Raw genomic sequence first — 15,776 nt, forward strand, 5'->3', positions numbered from 1 at the left:
ATAAAAAAAACGATGCTTTGGCATCGTTTTTTATTTGTAACACTTATTTTTTTACAGGACGCTGGTGACTTTCAAACCATCGTAAGCGACAAATACATTTTCAGGACAGCGTGCTTGTAGCGCATGGTATTCTAAAGAATGGGTCATGTGGATTAAATAAGTTTGTTTGGCACCGATGCGTTTGGCAAAAGCAAACGATTGTTCTACGCTCAAATGGCTTGGGTATGGTTTGTCCATTAAGCAATCTAAAAACAAATAATCCAAGCCTTGCAATTGCGCAATCACCTCATCGCTGATGTCGTTTAAATCGGTCAACCAAGCAATATTGCCAATGCGAAAAGCAGAAACCGTCCAGCGTCCATGTGGCACTTCAAATGCTTGCACAGGCAAACCGATAACGGTTTGAGCGTCCTGTAAACGGTGTGCTTTTAAAACAGGTTTGTCCCAAAATTTGATGGGTTGTAAAAACGCATAATCAAAACGGCTTTCGATATTTGACAAGGTATAACGATGACCGTAAATGGGAATGGCCGCTTGTTGTTTGTAACAAAAAGCGCGCAAATCATCCAAGCCGTTTAAATGGTCGGCATGAGGATGGGTGTATAAAACGGCATCGACACGGGGAATTTTTTCACGCAAAGCTTGGCTGCGAAAGTCAGTACCTGTGTCAATGATGATAGAGGCATCATCCGATTGTATCCATGCCGAGCAGCGGCTGCGTTTGTTTTGCGGTGCATTGCTTTGACAAGTGTCACAGTCACAATTAATCACAGGACAGCCGGAAGAGCTGCCACAGCCTAAAACAGTGAGTGTGATGCTAGTTGTCATATGAAAGCCTTGTCGATGCGAGGAACTTGGTCAAACAAGCGGTAGAAATTGTCACAAGAATATTGTTCTACTTCAGCAAAAGTTTCGCCACGCAATTGTGCTAAAAATTCTGCGGTGTGTTTGACGTAAGCAGGTTCATTGGTTTTGCCACGTTTGGGAACAGGTGCTAAAAATGGCGCGTCGGTTTCAACCAAAATGCGGTCTTGTGGGACAAATTTGGCCGCTTCTTGGATTTGTTGGGCATTTTTAAACGTCACAATGCCTGAAAATGAAATGTAAAATCCCAAATCCAACGCCCCGCGTGCAAAAGCCACATCTTCGGTAAAGCAATGAATCACGCCACCGTGGGCTTTTTCTGCACGCAAGACATCCAAAGTATCGTGACCTGCATCGCGTGTGTGAATGATCAAAGGCAGTTTGGTGGCATTGGCGGCCTGAATGTGGGCACGAAAGCGATCGTGTTGCCATGTCAAATCTCCTTTGCACCAATGGTAATCCAAGCCTGTTTCACCAATGCCGACCACTTTGGGCTGTGCTTGAGCGATAGCAATCATTTCTTCGGCTAAAAATTCGGCCGCATTTTCTTCATCAGGATGCACACCAACCGTACAAAAAATGTGTTCGTGTGCATCGGCCAAAGCTTGTACTTGGGTATAAGTGTCGCGGCTGACGCTGATAGCCAAAGCTTGGCGCACATCGTTAGCTGCCATATTGTCCAAAACTTCTGGCAAGCGGTTCATCAAATCGGGGAAGTTTAAATGGCAATGTGAATCAATTAACATGGTTTTAAATCGTATAAGTTGCGCGAGGCAAGTCTAAAAGACCTGCCAAATTGTTTTCAATTAAATGGCGTGCATTTTTAGAAACATCGCTGTTGTCAAAGGCCAAGCCCACACCTCGAGGACGGGTGCTGCTGCCACGTTTAGGGTTAATCCAGCACACTTTGGTTTTTAGTGGAAAGCGTTCTAAAGCATCTCCGATTTCCAAAACCAATAAAACTTCATCACCCATTTCAAAATGATCGTCAGAGGCAATGAATACGCCACCATTATTTAAAAAACTCATGTAAGAGTTATAAATGGTCGTGCGGTCGGCCAAAGCCATTTTGACCATTTTACCCGGTACGGGTGCTGGGGATGTCGGTTGCTGTGCCATTTAAGATTCCTTTGTGGTCATCAAATTCAAATAGTCGATACAGATGTCTTCTAATTGTAGCTTAACATTCAATGTGTGGTGTCCAAATGGCATCAAGTCATGCAATTTTTCGACCAATTGTTGCCACAAATAAGTTGGATAAGCAGGTAATTGGCTCAATGCTTGTTGGTGTTGTGGGTAATACAAAGCATTCACGTTTTGTTGAGCCAATGCTGCATCAACCAACCATTTGTACAACCAATCTAAGGCTTCGGCCAAAGGGCGTTTTTGTTGGTCAAAACTATGGGCAAAATCTAACAAAGCCAATAGTCTAGGCTTGGCTAAAACATGCAGCCATTGCTCACGCAAGGCAGACACCGCTTCGTCTTCTTGTTGTAAGGGCGAGCCTGCATGAAAAGCCAATTGCGCCATATCGGCCTGTAAACCTTGTTGTTGCCAATAGGTTTGCACTTCTTGTGGTGTCGGCTTGGGCATAGCGATGATTTGCAAGCGGCTTAAAACAGTTGGCAACAAGCGGTCTCGGTGGTGGCTGATTAAAATGAACACAACGTTTTCAGGCGGCTCTTCCAACACTTTCAATAAAGCATTGGCGGCCTGTATATTCAAACTCTCTGCAGGTGAAATCACCACCACCCGTTTGCCACCTTGGTGGCTGCTCAATTGAGCGAATGCCAAAATTTCACGCACAGTATCGACTTTAATCTGTGCCAGTTTGCGGGCAGAAGAGGCATCTTGTTCGGGTGTGACGAACAAATAATCAGGGTGGCTGTTTTGGGCAAACAAATGGCAGCCACTACATTGTTGGCAAGCTTGTTGTGCCAGCGGTTGTTCACACAATAAAGTTTGTGCCAAATGTTGGGCAAATACTTGCTTGCCTATGCCTTGTTGTCCACTTAAAAGCACCGCGTGTGGCAAGGTTTGCCAGCGTGCGCTTAAGTGTTGCCAAGAGGCTTGTTGCCATGGGTAAATCATGTGTTCGCGCCTTGGTTTTGCATCAGACGATTGACGGCTGCAATGACATCGGCTTTGACCTCTTCACGTTCACGATGGGCATTGATGATGACGTAGCGTTCAGGATGAGCCGCCACACGAGCGTGATACGCTTCGCGCACGCGCTGGAAAAATGCGCTTTGTTCTTGCTCAAAACGGTCTTTTTCGCGGCTGCGTTCGATGCGCTCTAACGATACGTCTAATGGCACATCTAAAATGATGGTCAAATCAGGTTGAATACCGTTTTGTACCCATTGTTCTAATTGGGCAATTTTCTCCCACGGTAAACCACGTCCGCCACCTTGATAAGCAAATGTCGCATCGGTAAAACGATCGCTGATGACATGAGTGCCTTGTTGTAAGGCAGGCACAATCACGTCTTGCAAATGTTGTTGGCGCGCGGCAAACATCAACAAACATTCGGTTTCATTGCTCACTTGGGTTTTTGGGTCTAACAACAAGCTGCGCAATTGTTCGCCCAATGGCGTACCACCGGGTTCGCGTGTCATGATGAAAGGCATATTTTGTTCGGTAAACCAAGTTTGAATGGCGTTTAAATGTGTGGTTTTGCCTGCGCCATCAATACCATCCAAACTGATGAAAACGGGTTTAGTTGCCGCGTTTGCGGATGTATTTGTTAACGGCTGCATTGTGTTCCTTTAAATCGTGACTGAAATAACTTTCACCTGTGCTGTCCATTTTGGACACAAAATACAGGTATTTTTCAGAAGAGGGGTTGCCAGCGGCCTGTAAGGCTGCGGTACTTGGCAATGAAATGGGTGTGGGTGGCAAACCAGCACGTGTATAGGTATTGTAAGGCGTGTCACGGCGCAAATCTGAGCGGTAAATTTTACCGCTATAACGCTCGCCCATGCCATAAATCACCGTTGGGTCGGTTTGCAAACGCATGTCTATGCGCAAACGGTTGACGAAAACTGCTGCCACATGTTCCCTGTCATTGGGATGAGCGGTTTCTTTTTCGATGATGCTTGCCATAATGAGCAATTCATATGGATTTTGGTAAGGCAAATTGTTTTGCCTGTCATCCCAAGCGTCCTGTAACTCATTTTGCATTTTGTCATACGCAATTTTGAATAATTGGACATCATTCATGCCGGGCGTGTATTCATAGGTATCGGGAAAGAACAAACCTTCTGGATAACGGTCGGCTGGCGCATTGGCATCAATTTTTTGGATGAATTGTGCCGTAGACAAATGCGAAGTGGTATCGTCTAAATGTGGCAAATTTTTGATGATGCGCCGCATGTCTTTGATGGTGGAACCTTCAGGAATGCGCACATAAAAACTGTCAGGATTGCCAGCGAGTTTTTGTAAAATGTCCCAAGTCGACATGCTTTCTGACAAGCGGTATTGTCCGGGTCTAACTTGGCTGCGACCGAGTAAGCGGCTGCTTAAAACCAAAAATGGACGGCTGTAAATCACCTCTTTGCTGGCCAATTGTTGGCTGATTGTGGAGATGGAATCGCCTTTTTTAATCAGGATTTTTTGTGTGCCATCATTGCTTTTGGGGATAAACAACATGGCGGCAAAAGCCAATATGCAGCCAATCAATGCAGCAATGATGAAGAACAACCATTTTTTGGTCATAATGCCTCAATATTCAATTAAACAAGAGTCTGGGTACCGTTTGAGATGGTGTTGCCTATTTTTGTCATAGGTTGGCATGTTTCATCTGACTCAAAAAAATCTGACCCACCACGAAAAAGAAGGAAATATTAACATGGAAAAAGTGCATAAAACCAATTCACAATGGCGTGATTTGTTGCCTGACGATGTGTATTATATAACGCGTGAGGCGGGTACTGAGCGTCCATATACAGGCCGCTATAATGATTTTCATGAGGTGGGGCAATACCATTGTGCGTGTTGCGATGCTTTGTTGTTCACCCATCAAACCAAATTTGACAGCCATTGTGGTTGGCCTGCGTTCTTTGATGAGGCGCAAGTGGGGGCGACTGTGCGTATTTTGGATGAAAGTCATGGTATGGTGCGTGAGGAGGTGCGTTGTAGTTGCTGTGATGCGCATTTGGGGCATGTCTTCCCAGATGGCCCACCACCCACAAAAGAACGCTATTGTATCAATTCCTTAGCCATGAAATTTGTTAAGCAGGATTAATTTTTTATAAAAAGTATTTACAAACTAAAATGCTTTTTGCTAATATGCGGCTTCTTAACGGGGGTATAGCTCAGTTGGTAGAGCGCTTGCATGGCATGCAAGAGGTCAGCGGTTCGATCCCGCTTACCTCCACCAGAATTTCAAAAAGACTTGGATAATTCCAAGTCTTTTTTGTTTTTGAAATGCGGCTTATGGTGTGATGTGATGAGTCGATGACCAAGGTTTTTTTAAGCGTCCTGTAATACTGTTACAGGACGCTTTTTTGTGTGCAGCTCTAAATGGAAAATGCTGTAACATGTTTGCCGACAAGCACGCTATTTGTGTTTGTATTCATCATTAAAACGCAATCAGAAAGCGAAAAATGGCACAGTTGAAAATTGCATTGGAGTGGTTCTTAAATCCAGATCATTTGCCTTTGTTGGCAGCACAAGAGGCGAGTGAGGACGAGATTGAATTGATTGCTCCAGACGATCATTATGATGGTTTTGAAGCTTTGGCTACGGGAGAGGTCGATATTGTCGTCAATGAGCCCTTGCATTTATTGGAAAAACACAGTGCGGCCATGCAATCGCACGGTTGTTTTTTTGAAACCGATGGTGGTGTGTTGTTGCGTGAAGATGTCTTGAGTCGTTTGGAACAAGGCGAAAGCGTGAAAATTTGTTCACCTGTGTCCAATGATGTGACCGATGAATTGTGCCGCCGCATTGTGATGGTTTGGGCTTACAAGCAAGGTGTGGATGTACAAAAAGAGCAGATTCAAGTGTTGGAGCAAGGCTTTGACCACATCACCAATTTGCAAAATGGCGCCGATGGTGCATGGTTGGCATTTGCCAATATTGAAGGTGTGATGGTCAAAGAATTGGGCATGCCTATTATTATGGTAACGACCAAAGATGCAGGGATTCCGGGTTTTTCAGCTTTGGAGTTGATTGGTCAAGCGCAAGCTGCGCCTGAAAAACAAGCAGCGATTGCTCGCTTGGTTACACACATGCAAGAGGCGGTAAAAACGTGGCAAAGCCATCCTGAACAAGCTTTGGCATTGTGGAATCGTCACAATCCTGAGCCTCAAGCCGATGCCGCGTTAACCGCTGCGATTGTGACAGATACTTTATGTCGTTTTGAAACCGAAATCGCACCAAGCGCGCAGCGTTGGTTGTCTGTGTGGGCTTATATGCAAGGTTTACAGGTCGATATCATTGATGAAGAGGCTTATCATGCGTTGTTTCCGAGCTTGGAAGAAGCATCGTAAGATGATGGCATGGTAATCATGAATGTGTTAAGGTAAGTTGATGTAAGAGACGTGAAATCTGTACACATTGATACCAACCCCAAGTCAGATTGAAAGCTGACTTGGGGTTTTGTGATTTGGAATGTGTACGGTGAACTGATATGGGTATTTTGCTGGAATATTTTTAGCCTCAATAAGCCATTTATCATTTCATTTAAAACGACATAACAGTTTTATTAAAAATAGATAAAAGGGTGGGCAAGCTGATAAAGCTTGGCTTTGTAACAAAACCTCAATGACATGATGGTGGATTTGAGGTTTTCAGGACATCTTGTATCGGTTAAACTAGCAATCTGTCGTTTTACACAAAATTGGTGTCGCTGAAAGACAAGTTTTCAGGCTGGCACGCTATAAAAAACTGTTACATGGAACCACAATGACTGCTACCGCGCGCATTCGCGAAATTCCGTACAACTACACATCATATTCTGATAAAGAAATCATCATCCGTTTGATCGGTTCCGAAGCTTGGGAGATTTTAGACGATTTGCGTTCTGAGCGCCGTACAGGCCGCTCTGCCATCATGTTGTTTGAGGTTTTAGGCGATATTTGGGCGGTGATGCGTAATCCTTATTTGGTCGATGATTTGTTGGAACACAAACACCGTCAAGTGGCGTTGGTGGGCGAGATGCGCCACCGTTTGAATGAGATTCAAAAGCGTCGTGATGACAATATCAAAGTCGCAAAATTGCTGTCTTTGGCAGCGGTGGCGGTCGATGATTTTGATGCATCATTTGAAAAAACCCGCATCAAACGTGAGCAAATCGTCAAGCGTTTAAGTTCGATTACCAAAAAACACAATATCATGTTTGACGGTTTGGCACGTGTGTCACATGTGACCGATGCCACTGACTGGCGTGTGGAATATCCATTTGTGGTGCTCAATCCCGATTCGGAAGCGGAAATTGCGCCTTTGGTGAAAGCTTTGATTGAGCTTGAATTGACCATCATTCCTCGTGGTGGTGGTACAGGTTATACCGGTGGTGCGATTCCTTTGGATGCCATGAGTGCGGTCATTAATACTGAAAAACTCGATTTGCACATGGGTGTGCAAATGGTGGCGATGCCAGGTTTAGAAGGCAAACACCCTGTCATTCATTGTGGCGCAGGTGTGGTGACACGCCGTGTTGAAGAAGCGGCAACAGCAGCTGGTTTTGTGTTTGCCGTTGACCCAACTTCTGCCGATGCTTCTTGTGTCGGTGGTAATGTGGCAATGAATGCCGGCGGTAAAAAAGCGGTGTTGTGGGGCACAGCATTAGACAATTTGGCCTATTGGAAAATGGTCAATCCGCAAGGTCAATGGTTATTGATTGAACGCGTGAACCACAATTTTGGCAAAATCCATGACCAAGATATGGCGGATTTTGACGTTCATACCTTAAAAGAAGATGGTAAAACCATTGTTTCAACCGAGCGTTTGAGCATTCCAGGTCACAAATTCCGTAAAGTTGGTTTGGGTAAAGACGTGACCGACAAATTCTTGTCGGGTGTGCCGGGTGTGCAAAAAGAAGGTACGGATGGCATTATCACCAGTGTCGCTTTTGTATTGCACACGATGCCAAAACAAACCCGTACGGTGTGTTTGGAATTCTTTGGTACGGTTGCCAACTCAACACCTGCCATTGTCGAAATTCGCGATTATTTGTTGGGTCACGAATCGGTGAAATTGGCAGGTTTGGAACATTTGGATTGGCGTTATGTGCGTGCGGTTGGTTATGCCACCAAAGCCGCCGGCAAAGGTCGTCCAAAAATGGTGCTTTTGGCTGATATTGTGTCCGATGACGAAAACGCAGTTCAAGAAGCAGCGGCACACATTGTGCGTTTTGCCAATGCGCGTGAAGGCGAAGGCTTTATTGCGGTGTCGCCTGAAGCACGCAAAACCTTCTGGTTAGACCGTTCTCGCACTGCTGCGATTGCCAAACACACCAATGCGTTCAAGATTAACGAAGACGTGGTGATTCCGCTTGAGCGTTTGGGTGAATATTCAGACGGCATCGAGCGCATCAATATTGAGTTGTCGATTCAAAACAAATTGGCTTTGGTGCGCGCTTTGGAGGCGTATTTGCGCCATGAAAAATTGCCTGTGGACAAAATGGGCGAAGATTTGCCTAGCAAAGAATTGTTGGGTGAGCGTGGTCAATATGCATTGCAACATGTCGAAGCGGTACATGCTCGTTGGCAGTGGTTGTTGGACCATTTGGATGCGCCTTTATCTGAATATGTTGAGCGTTTTGGTGCTGAGGTTTTGGAAGATGCGAGCGCCGATTTGAACAACACTTGCTTCATTGCGATGCGCGATTTCAAATTGCGTGTGTCGATTAAACGTGATTTGATGCGTCAAATTGGCGAGATTTTCAGCGGTCATGTTGACAAGAAAATCATGGAGCAATTGGGCAAAATTCACGGCAAAGTGGTACGTTCACGTGTGTTTGTGGCTTTGCATATGCACGCAGGCGATGGCAACGTACATACCAATATTCCTGTGAACTCAGACGATTATGATATGTTACAGGTCGCTCACAAAGCGGTAGACCGTATCATGAAAATCGCGCGCGATTTGAACGGTGTGATTTCGGGTGAGCATGGTATTGGCATTACCAAGTTGGAATATTTGACCGATGAAGAAATGCAGCCATTTTGGGATTACAAAGCCAAAGTCGACCCACATGGCCGTTTTAACCGTGGCAAATTGATGCGTGGCAGCGATTTGCGCATGGCTTACACGCCATCGTTTGAATTGCTGGGCGTTGAATCTTTGATCATGGAGCAGTCTGACATTGGCAAAATTGCCCATTCGGTCAAAGATTGTTTGCGCTGCGGCAAATGTAAGCCTGTGTGTTCGACACATGTGCCGCGTGCCAATTTGCTTTACAGCCCGCGTAATAAGATTTTGGGTGTGGGTTTATTGACCGAAGCATTCTTGTACGAGGAACAAACCCGTCGTGGTGTGTCGCTCAAGCATTTTGAAGAATTCAATAATGTGGCTGATCACTGTACTGTGTGTCACCGCTGTGAAAAACCGTGTCCTGTGAACATTGACTTTGGTGATGTAACCGTGGAAATGCGCGACTTCTTACGCAAACAAGGCAAGAAGAAATTCAATCCAACGGCTGCCATTGGCATGGCGTTTTTGAATGCCAAAGATCCTGCAACGGTGAAAGCCTTGCGTATGGGCGTGGTCAATGTGGGCTTTAAGGCGCAAAACGCGGCTTATGATTTGGCGAAAAAATTCAGTTTTGGTAAGCTCAAAAAACAGAAAAAACAGCCAGAGGCGACCACACAACAGCCAAAAATTCAAGAACAAGTGGTGCATTTTATCAATCGTCCATTGCCACGCAATGTACCGATTAAGACCGCGCGTGCGTTGTTGGCGATTGAAGACAACAAAACTGTGCCGATTATTCGCAATCCACAATTGCAAGAAGACACTGAAGCGGTGTTCTATTTCCCAGGTTGTGGTTCGGAGCGTTTGTTCAGCCAAGTGGGTTTGGCAACGCAAGCGATGCTGTGGCATGTCGGTGTGCAAACGGTGTTGCCGCCGGGCTATTTGTGCTGTGGTTATCCGCAAAAAGGTGCGGGCAATGTGGAAAAAGCGCAAGAAATCACCACTGAAAATCGCGTGTTGTTCCACCGCATGGCCAATACTTTGAATTATTTGGACATCAAAACCGTGGTGGTGAGCTGTGGTACGTGTTATGACCAATTGCAAGAATACCGTTTTGAGGAAATTTTCCCAGGTTGTCGCATTATTGATATTCATGAATTTTTACTTGAAAAAGGCATGAAATTGGATGGCGTCAAAGGTCAGCAATATTTGTACCACGACCCTTGTCACACACCTATCAAAACCATGCAGCCGGCTAAATTGGCATCTGAATTGATGGGTCAAAACGTGCCATTGTCAGATCGCTGTTGTGGTGAAGCCGGTACGTTTGCAGTGAACCGTCCTGACATTGCCACGCAAGTGCGTTTCCGTAAGCAAGAAGAAATTGAAAAAGGCAAAGCCGCTTTACCACAAGGCGAGCCTGTGAAGATTTTGACTTCTTGTCCTGCGTGTTTGCAAGGCTTGAGCCGCTACAAAGACGATGCCAATGTTGATGCCGATTATATCGTGATTGAAATGGCAAAACATGTGTTGGGTGAGCAATGGCAAAATGAGTTTGTAGCCAAAGCAGCCAATGGCGGTATTGAGCGCGTGTTGTTGTAAGTCTTGAAATCGTTTCGAAAAACGCTGTCTTATGTTCCATAAGATGGCGTTTTTTTGTATCTGGAGACAAAATTTGGGCTTATGCTAAATAGAGAATACAATCAAATGCATGCAGCTTGCACAGTCAGGTGGGTGAGTCATGGAACAATTGGAATTTTTCAAAATACCCAATCCGTGTATTTCGGTATGTGAAAGCAATAACCGTGGTTATTGCAAAGGTTGTTTGCGTTCGCGCGAAGAGCGGCAACAGTGGTTCACATATAACGATGCCGAAAAAAAAGAGGTATTGCGTTTGTGTATACAACGGCGGCGAAAAATACAAATGGTTCATTTATCCAATATGCAAGCAGTCGATGCGGCGACCATAGTGGAGCCAGAATTGGACTTTGATTAGGGAGTATTCGGTACATGTGGATGTTGGTATTGTGTGTGTTGTGCAGTGTGGCGGTATCGGTTTTATTCAAATGGGCAAGACCAAAAGGTTTACAGGCCGCTCAAGCGATTGCAGTGAATTATGGGGTGACCATTCTCGCCACTTATGTGTTGCTGCAGCCTGATGTCAGTATGGAAAAAATCTATGTTTTGCCGTGGCATTGGGTGATTTTGTTGGGGGTGTTGTTGCCGACTGTATTTGTGTTCATGGCACAAGCGGTATATCGCGCGGGAATGGTGAGAGCCGATGCCGCACAGCGTTTGTCTTTGGTGATACCTTTGTTGGCGGCAGTATGGATTTTTGGGGAACATATCAGCGGCCTGAAAGGCATGGGCGTTGCTTTGGCAGTGTTGGCGGTATTGTTGATTGTGGTAAAACCCAAATCTGAATTATTACAAAACGTACAACAAACCAATGTTGGTACGGGTGCAGGATGGATGTTGTTTTTGGTGTGGATGGGGTATGGCATCATTGACATCATTTTCAAGCAAGTGGCCAAAACGGGCGCGCAATTTTCTTTATTGTTGTTGGTGGGTTTTGTGGCGGCAGCAATCTTGATTTGGGGCTTTTTGTTGTTGAGTAAAACCCGATGGCATGGTTTCAGTTTGCGTTGCGGTTTGTTATTAGGCTTGCTGAATTTTGCCAATATTTATTTTTACATCAAAGCGCATCAAGCCTTGAGTGATACGCCAAGCGTGGTGTTTGCAGGCGTGAATGTGGGCGTGTTGAGTTTGGCAACGGTGATTGGGGTGTTGGTTTATAAAGAGCGTTTGCACAAAATCAATGTATTGGGTTTGTTGGTGGCGATGGTGGCGGTGGCGTGTTTGTATGCCAGTATGATTTAAAGCAGTGATTGTTTGAGTGTGAATGGATGGGAATGTTTACAGGCCGCTTTCAAAGCATCTGCTTGTGTTTTTCATGTTCTGTTTAAAAGAAGCATATCGTCACTGTCATGTTTGAGTTTTTATGAATCAATAAATGGGTGAATCTCCATTATGGTCATGACAAAATTATGGTAAAGCGTTAGGGTGTGGTTATTTGTAATAAAAGCAGGGGAAACAATATGAATGAACAATGGCTCAGCATCGCTTCTGATGATGGTTTTCAAACGCAGGTATTTGTGGTGCGTCCTGAAAAACCTGCTAAAGCCGCAGTTTTGGTTGCGATGGAGATTTTTGGTGTCAATAGCCACATTCAAGATGTGTGTCGCCGTTTGGCAAAAGAAGGCTATTTGGCGATGGCACCACAATTGTTTGACCGTGTGGAAACAAACGTCAATATGGCGTATGGCGCGGCAGACATTGAGCATGGCAAGGCTTTGAAACAAGAAATCGAAGTGATATTCAAAGCGCCAGTGATGAGCGATATCCAAGCATGTATTGATTGGGCGTATGACAATGAACATGTCAATAAAGTGGGCATGATGGGTTTTTGTTGGGGCGGCCTGAATACTTGGCGTGCAGCACAACAGGCGCAAGGCTTGTGGGCGGCGATTTGTTATTATGGCGGTGGCATGGTTGCGGAGGTGGAATTGCAAAACAAGCCGATTGCGCCTGTGTTGGCACATTTTTCGGATAATGACATGACCACTCCGATGGACGGCATTGATGTTTTGCGTGAAAAATATGCCGATGAAGTGGTGGTGTATGTCTATCCTGCGGCGCATGGATTCAATTGCAATCAGCGAGCAGCTTACAACGAAGGTGCGGCTGAGGTGGCGTGGCAGCGTTCAATGGCATTTTTGCGCATGTGTTTGGCGTGAATGTAAACCAAATTTAACGCATAAAAGCGGTACAATAGCGGCTTCTGACGGCAGGTGCCGCTATTTTTGCAGTGAATGAAGGATGACTATGTCGCAAAACAATGTGTTTGCTCAACAAGAATATTTATTGGATGCATTTGTAGGTAAAACACCTTTGGTACGTTTGCAGCGTTTATCAGATGCAGGTGCGGGCGTGGTGTTGGCCAAATTGGAAGGCAACAATCCAGCAGGTTCGGTCAAAGACCGTCCAGCTTACAATATGATTATGCAGGCGGAAAAACGCGGTGACATCAAACCGGGTGACACTTTGATTGAGGCGACTTCAGGCAATACGGGCATTGCTTTGGCGATGGTGGCGGCGATGCGTGGCTACAAAATGCAATTGATTATGCCTAACAATATGAGCCAAGAACGTAAAGATGCGATGCGTGTGTATGGTGCTGAGTTGATTGAAGTGAGCAAAGAACAAGGCATGGAAGGCGCGCGCGATTTGGCGTTGCAGCTTCAAGCCGAAGGCAAAGGCATAGTGTTAGACCAATTTGCCAATCCAGACAATTACGAAGCGCATTACTTGACTACGGGTCCTGAATTGTGGGCACAAACGCAAGGCAAAATCACCCATTTTGTCAGCTCTATGGGCACCACAGGCACGATTATGGGCGTGTCTAAATATTTAAAAGAGCAAAATCCAGACGTGCAAATTGTCGGTTTACAGCCTGCCGAAGGCTCAAGCATTCCGGGCATTCGTCGTTGGCCGCAAGAGTATTTGCCAAAAATCTTTGATGCTTCGCGTGTGGATGTGATTATGGATGTCGAGCAAAGCGATGCCGAAACGACCATGCGCCAATTGGCGACTGAAGAAGGCATTGCCGCTGGCGTGTCTTCGGGCGGTGCGGCTTGGGCGGCTTTGCAAATTGCCAAAGACCATCCAGATGCGGTGATTGTGTGTATTGTGTGTGACCGCGCGGATCGTTATTTGTCTACGGGCGTGTTTTCAGCATAAATCCATCTTTTACAGGACGCTTTCAAGCAGCGTCCTGTAAATTTGTTTTGAATGTATGGGATGGTTGATACCGAAAGCATGATGAAGCGACCTGTAAAATAAGGGAGTCAAAAATGTATGTGGTGATTTTTAGAGCAACAATTGATCAATTGGACGAAGATTATGTGCAAACTGCTCAATATTTGCGTCAATTGGCGATAAATGAATACCATTGCATTGATTTTCAAGCTTGTGGTCAAGGCAATGATGAAATCGCGGTTTCATATTGGCACAGCTTAGGCGATATTCAAGCATGGCGTCATAATGTCGACCATCAAATTGCTCAAAACAAAGGTGTCTGGAAGTGGTACAAATCTTGTCGCGTGGAAATTGCTGAAATTGTGCGACAATACGAACGTTCTCAATAAAGTTAATCAGTTTATGCACACTCAAAACCAGCCTGTTCAGCCTGTTGCTTTAGGCAAATATTTGTTGTTGGCATTTTTGGCCATCGTGTTAGACCAATTCACCAAATGGATGGTCATTCATAAAATTCCAGCGCCTGTTTACGATGAGCAAGGTTATTTTTTGGGCGCGACTCGCATCAATATCATCACTGATTTTTTTGATTTGACCCATGTTTACAATCCGGGTGCGGCATTCAGTTTTTTGGCGAATGCAGGCGGTTGGCAAGTGGTGTTTTTCTCAGTGTTGGCATTTGCCATCAGCGGTTGGCTATTGTGGTCTATCCGCAAAGCGCAGTTTGGTTGTTGGGGCAATTGGGGTGCGGCGGCGATTGTGGGCGGTGCGATAGGCAATGTGGTCGATCGTTTTGTACATGGTCATGTCATCGATTTTTTATTGTTTTATGTTGAGCCTTATTACTATCCTGCTTTCAATATTGCCGACAGCTTTATTTGTGTGGGTGCGGTGATGTTGGTGATTGATGGTTTTCATCAAAGCAAATTAGAAAAACAACAAGCAGCGGCAAACGCTGCCAAATAACAAGGATATATACACATGTCACAACCGATTTTATTGGCGAATCCTCGTGGTTTTTGTGCGGGCGTTGATCGTGCCATCAGCATTGTTGAGCGTGCGTTGGAAGAATACGGTGCGCCGATTTATGTGCGCCATGAAGTGGTACACAATAAATTTGTCGTCGATGATTTGCGCAATAAAGGTGCGATTTTCATTGAGGAATTGAGTGATGTGCCAGAAGGTGCTACTTTGATTTATTCTGCACATGGTGTGTCTTTGGCGGTGCAAGAAGAAGCCATCAGTCGCGGTTTTCGCATTTTTGATGCCACATGCCCACTGGTGACCAAAGTCCACAAGCAAGTACAGCGTTTGAATGATGAAGGTTATCAAATCATCATGATTGGTCACAAAGGTCATCCTGAAGTCGAAGGCACAATGGGACAGGTGCGCGAAGGCGGTATGTTGCTGGTGGAAGTGGTGGAAGATGTGGCTAGGTTGGAAGTAGACGATGTAGAAAAATTGGCGCATGTGAGCCAAACCACATTGTCTGTGGACGAGACGTTCGACATTATTGAAGCGTTGAAAGCACGTTTCCCACATATTAAAAGCCCGAACAAAGAAGACATTTGCTACGCAACGACCAATCGCCAAGAAGCGGTGAAAAAATTGGCATCGGAATGCGACATTGTGATTGTGGTTGGCTCGCCTAACAGCTCTAACAGCAACCGTTTGCGTGAAGTGGCGGCGTTGTTGGGAGTGGATGCGTATATGGTCGACAATGCCACTTACTTAGAACCAGCTTGGTTTGAAGGCAAAAAACATGTTGGTGTGACCGCAGGTGCTTCGGCGCCAGAGTTGTTGGTGCAAGGCGTGATTGCGCAAATCCAAGAATGGGGACATGGCGTGGTGGAAGAGTTAAGCGGCGTCGAAGAAAGCATTATTTTTGTATTGCCAAAAGAATTGCGTTAAAACAGACATGACAATATTGATGCGGTAATCAGAATAAGCGTCCT

Annotated in this window: 16 protein-coding genes and 1 tRNA gene; 11 read left to right on the top strand and 6 right to left on the bottom strand. The window is 45.3% G+C overall.

Annotation, left to right across the window (positions count from 1 at the left end):
- Positions 1 to 51: 51 nt before the first annotated feature.
- The 6 genes from H150_RS0100805 to mltG are packed head-to-tail and all read right to left on the bottom strand — an operon-like array spanning position 52 to position 4,581.
- The gene (locus H150_RS0100805; protein WP_019957140.1) at positions 52 to 828 is read right to left on the bottom strand and encodes an MBL fold metallo-hydrolase; all 777 of its coding nucleotides are present in this window, start codon (positions 826 to 828) and stop codon (positions 52 to 54) included.
- Entirely contained in the window at positions 825 to 1,610 is a 786-nt protein-coding gene (locus H150_RS0100810; protein ID WP_026353359.1) for a TatD family hydrolase, read from the bottom strand. Before H150_RS0100810 ends, H150_RS0100805 begins: the two co-directional genes overlap by 4 nt.
- Positions 1,611 to 1,614: 4 nt before the next feature.
- A complete protein-coding gene (locus H150_RS0100815) occupies positions 1,615 to 1,983 on the bottom strand; it encodes a PilZ domain-containing protein (protein ID WP_019957142.1) in 369 nt (122 codons plus the stop codon).
- Complete coding sequence (gene holB, locus H150_RS0100820; RefSeq protein WP_019957143.1) at positions 1,984 to 2,955, bottom strand: DNA polymerase III subunit delta'; 972 nt, start codon at positions 2,953 to 2,955, stop codon at positions 1,984 to 1,986.
- Entirely contained in the window at positions 2,952 to 3,623 is a 672-nt protein-coding gene (tmk, locus tag H150_RS0100825; RefSeq protein ID WP_019957144.1) for a dTMP kinase, read from the bottom strand. Before tmk ends, holB begins: the two co-directional genes overlap by 4 nt.
- Complete coding sequence (mltG, locus tag H150_RS0100830) at positions 3,583 to 4,581, bottom strand: endolytic transglycosylase MltG (RefSeq protein ID WP_019957145.1); 999 nt, start codon at positions 4,579 to 4,581, stop codon at positions 3,583 to 3,585. The genes tmk and mltG overlap by 41 nt, the downstream gene beginning before the upstream one ends.
- Before the next feature lie 133 nt (positions 4,582 to 4,714).
- Between mltG and msrB the strand changes: the two genes are divergently transcribed.
- The 11 genes from msrB (at position 4,715) to ispH (ending at position 15,732) form a co-directional block, all read left to right on the top strand.
- Positions 4,715 to 5,110 carry a peptide-methionine (R)-S-oxide reductase MsrB gene (msrB, locus tag H150_RS0100835; protein ID WP_019957146.1) on the top strand — a complete coding sequence of 132 codons (396 nt, stop codon included), beginning with the start codon at positions 4,715 to 4,717 and terminating at the stop codon, positions 5,108 to 5,110.
- Between the two features lie 59 nt (positions 5,111 to 5,169).
- Positions 5,170 to 5,245 (top strand) — tRNA-Ala (locus tag H150_RS0100840).
- 226 nt (positions 5,246 to 5,471) lie between these two features.
- Complete coding sequence (locus tag H150_RS0100845) at positions 5,472 to 6,359, top strand: ABC transporter substrate-binding protein (RefSeq protein ID WP_019957148.1); 888 nt, start codon at positions 5,472 to 5,474, stop codon at positions 6,357 to 6,359.
- A gap of 415 nt (positions 6,360 to 6,774) precedes the next feature.
- Positions 6,775 to 10,605 carry a DUF3683 domain-containing protein gene (locus H150_RS0100850; RefSeq protein ID WP_019957149.1) on the top strand — a complete coding sequence of 1,277 codons (3,831 nt, stop codon included), beginning with the start codon at positions 6,775 to 6,777 and terminating at the stop codon, positions 10,603 to 10,605.
- A 139-nt stretch (positions 10,606 to 10,744) separates the two neighbouring features.
- A complete protein-coding gene (locus H150_RS13445) occupies positions 10,745 to 10,999 on the top strand; it encodes a DUF1289 domain-containing protein (protein ID WP_019957150.1) in 255 nt (84 codons plus the stop codon).
- A gap of 14 nt (positions 11,000 to 11,013) precedes the next feature.
- The gene (locus tag H150_RS0100860; RefSeq protein WP_019957151.1) at positions 11,014 to 11,883 is read left to right on the top strand and encodes an EamA family transporter; all 870 of its coding nucleotides are present in this window, start codon (positions 11,014 to 11,016) and stop codon (positions 11,881 to 11,883) included.
- Positions 11,884 to 12,101: 218 nt separating this feature from the next.
- The gene (locus H150_RS0100865; RefSeq protein WP_019957152.1) at positions 12,102 to 12,800 is read left to right on the top strand and encodes a dienelactone hydrolase family protein; all 699 of its coding nucleotides are present in this window, start codon (positions 12,102 to 12,104) and stop codon (positions 12,798 to 12,800) included.
- 82 nt (positions 12,801 to 12,882) lie between these two features.
- A complete protein-coding gene (gene cysM / locus H150_RS0100870) occupies positions 12,883 to 13,803 on the top strand; it encodes a cysteine synthase CysM (RefSeq protein ID WP_051082947.1) in 921 nt (306 codons plus the stop codon).
- 113 nt (positions 13,804 to 13,916) lie between these two features.
- Positions 13,917 to 14,210, top strand: a complete 294-nt coding sequence (locus H150_RS0100875) for an antibiotic biosynthesis monooxygenase family protein (RefSeq protein ID WP_019957154.1) — start codon at positions 13,917 to 13,919, stop codon at positions 14,208 to 14,210.
- A 13-nt stretch (positions 14,211 to 14,223) separates the two neighbouring features.
- On the top strand, positions 14,224 to 14,787 hold the full coding sequence (gene lspA, locus H150_RS0100880; protein ID WP_019957155.1) for a signal peptidase II: 564 nt from the start codon (positions 14,224 to 14,226) through the stop codon (positions 14,785 to 14,787).
- 15 nt (positions 14,788 to 14,802) lie between these two features.
- A complete protein-coding gene (gene ispH / locus H150_RS0100885) occupies positions 14,803 to 15,732 on the top strand; it encodes a 4-hydroxy-3-methylbut-2-enyl diphosphate reductase (RefSeq protein ID WP_019957156.1) in 930 nt (309 codons plus the stop codon).
- Positions 15,733 to 15,776: the final 44 nt, after the last annotated feature.

Origin of the sequence: Vitreoscilla stercoraria DSM 513, assembly GCF_000382305.1 — a bacterium.
Lineage (GTDB): Bacteria > Pseudomonadota > Gammaproteobacteria > Burkholderiales > Neisseriaceae > Vitreoscilla > Vitreoscilla stercoraria.

Coding starts and splice junctions, on each gene's coding strand:
- ispH (WP_019957156.1), top strand. CDS start 14,803: ATGTCACAACCGATTTTATTGGCGAATCCTCGTGGTTTTTGTGCGGGC.
- H150_RS0100865 (WP_019957152.1), top strand. CDS start 12,102: ATGAATGAACAATGGCTCAGCATCGCTTCTGATGATGGTTTTCAAACG.
- H150_RS0100810 (WP_026353359.1), bottom strand. CDS start 1,610: ATGTTAATTGATTCACATTGCCATTTAAACTTCCCCGATTTGATGAAC.
- H150_RS0100850 (WP_019957149.1), top strand. CDS start 6,775: ATGACTGCTACCGCGCGCATTCGCGAAATTCCGTACAACTACACATCA.
- cysM (WP_051082947.1), top strand. CDS start 12,883: ATGACTATGTCGCAAAACAATGTGTTTGCTCAACAAGAATATTTATTG.
- mltG (WP_019957145.1), bottom strand. CDS start 4,581: ATGACCAAAAAATGGTTGTTCTTCATCATTGCTGCATTGATTGGCTGC.
- holB (WP_019957143.1), bottom strand. CDS start 2,955: ATGATTTACCCATGGCAACAAGCCTCTTGGCAACACTTAAGCGCACGC.
- H150_RS13445 (WP_019957150.1), top strand. CDS start 10,745: ATGGAACAATTGGAATTTTTCAAAATACCCAATCCGTGTATTTCGGTA.
- H150_RS0100845 (WP_019957148.1), top strand. CDS start 5,472: ATGGCACAGTTGAAAATTGCATTGGAGTGGTTCTTAAATCCAGATCAT.
- H150_RS0100875 (WP_019957154.1), top strand. CDS start 13,917: ATGTATGTGGTGATTTTTAGAGCAACAATTGATCAATTGGACGAAGAT.
- tmk (WP_019957144.1), bottom strand. CDS start 3,623: ATGCAGCCGTTAACAAATACATCCGCAAACGCGGCAACTAAACCCGTT.
- lspA (WP_019957155.1), top strand. CDS start 14,224: ATGCACACTCAAAACCAGCCTGTTCAGCCTGTTGCTTTAGGCAAATAT.
- H150_RS0100805 (WP_019957140.1), bottom strand. CDS start 828: ATGACAACTAGCATCACACTCACTGTTTTAGGCTGTGGCAGCTCTTCC.
- H150_RS0100860 (WP_019957151.1), top strand. CDS start 11,014: ATGTGGATGTTGGTATTGTGTGTGTTGTGCAGTGTGGCGGTATCGGTT.
- msrB (WP_019957146.1), top strand. CDS start 4,715: ATGGAAAAAGTGCATAAAACCAATTCACAATGGCGTGATTTGTTGCCT.
- H150_RS0100815 (WP_019957142.1), bottom strand. CDS start 1,983: ATGGCACAGCAACCGACATCCCCAGCACCCGTACCGGGTAAAATGGTC.